The following is a 1,480-nucleotide window of genomic DNA, read 5'->3' as shown; positions in this document are numbered from 1 at the left end:
GAGCTTCATGATGCTACGCGCTCGCACTGGCTAATTGAATCAATGCATTGGCAACTCGATGTTGGATTAAAAGAAGATGCCTGCCGAATTAGGGTAGATGACCGAGCGGAAGTTTTTGCACGAATAAGGCAAATGGTTTTGAATTTATTAAAGAAAGAGAAGAGTTTCAAAGCCGGCATTCAACGCAAGCGAATGATGTGCGCGATGGACCAAGAGTACTTGGCGACCGTGCTGGGAAGCCTTTCATGACGCGGATGTTCATGCGTTTTCCGTGTAATTAGGATTAACTGATGATGTGTAGTTTTATCTTTCGTTTAGTATCCAAACCTCATGTGGTATTTTTTGCTTTTGGATTCACATATTATTTAATTGCACCAGTTATCATAGGCTATTCAGGTGTATTTGACGGGTATGCATCTTTGGAGGGGTGGTATAGAGACTTTAATAATATAAAGAGCGAAGAGATAACAAATTATATGGTTATTGTGTTTGTTTGGTTCGCTCTCTTTATTATTCCGAGTGCTTTTGTCTCTGGAAAAAATATACTAATTTCTTTTAAAGATAATCATAAGACGGTTAGCGTGCTTATGCTTTTGATTTGTTTGTCGCCTATCGTTATATATACTCTTTTTAGTATTCCAGCATTATTGGGTGGCTATCAATCGAAAGGTTTTAGTGGTAAAGGAACGATAGCTACTGGTTCGATGTATATTTTATTTTTCGCTGTGTACTTCTTGGTTACTGGCTCGCAAAAAGGGTATTTGAAAAAATCTATCTATTTGTTTTTGATGATTGTAACGATAGCACTTTTACTCTCAGGAACGAGGATGTACTTTGTTATTGTCTTCCTTGGTCTCATAACAAACGCAATATTCTTCTCACGAAAGATTATGATAAGTTATAAAACGGTTTTATATGCAGCGTGTTTGATATGTTTTGTGTTGTCCATAGGTATTTTTAGGAACGGTTTAGATAAAGAAATTACTTATACAGGTATTTTGATGGTTTTCTTCATGGAGCCTATGTTTACTTGGTGGTCTGCAATAAATGATATTGTTTATAATGGATTTAACGCTATCGATTACCCATTAAACTTTCTGACTAGTTTTTTGAATTTCATTCCGACAATCCTCGTTCCATCAAAAGAAGAGTTGTTTTTCAAAATCCAAGATATTACTAACTTTTATAGTCCTCTCGGTGCTGAGAGCATCTATGTATCTATTAGTGCAAATTTCGGTTATATGTTTGGCTCTTTGTACATGTTTTTTCTTGGTCTTTACTACGCATTGCTATATAAGCTAGCAAAGAAAAGCCTGATCATTAGAACATATTATATTTGTGTGTGTGTGGTGCTTCCTTTTCAATTCTTTAGGGATGGATTTGAAATATATAACAAGCAGATTTTTTCAAATTTTCTCTTGGTTCCTCTAACTATTCTTATTTTTATCTATATATTTTCTTATTTTTATCTATATATTTT

General features: G+C 34.6%; 1 protein-coding gene and 1 pseudogene. Both read left to right on the top strand.

The annotated features are described in order from the left end of the window. Positions 1-249 (top strand): annotated as a pseudogene (locus tag BZG78_RS15230) (ISAs1 family transposase); the annotation flags it as partial. A gap of 41 nt (positions 250-290) precedes the next feature. Continuing rightward, on the top strand, positions 291-1,480 hold a 1,190-nt coding region (locus tag BZG78_RS15225; protein ID WP_077661693.1), incomplete at its 3' end, for an O-antigen polymerase.

This window comes from Salinivibrio sp. MA351, assembly GCF_001996065.1.
Classification (GTDB): domain Bacteria; phylum Pseudomonadota; class Gammaproteobacteria; order Enterobacterales; family Vibrionaceae; genus Salinivibrio; species Salinivibrio costicola.
The sequence above is the reverse complement of the archived record's forward strand: the minus strand, read 5'-3'. Positions and strand labels throughout refer to the sequence as shown.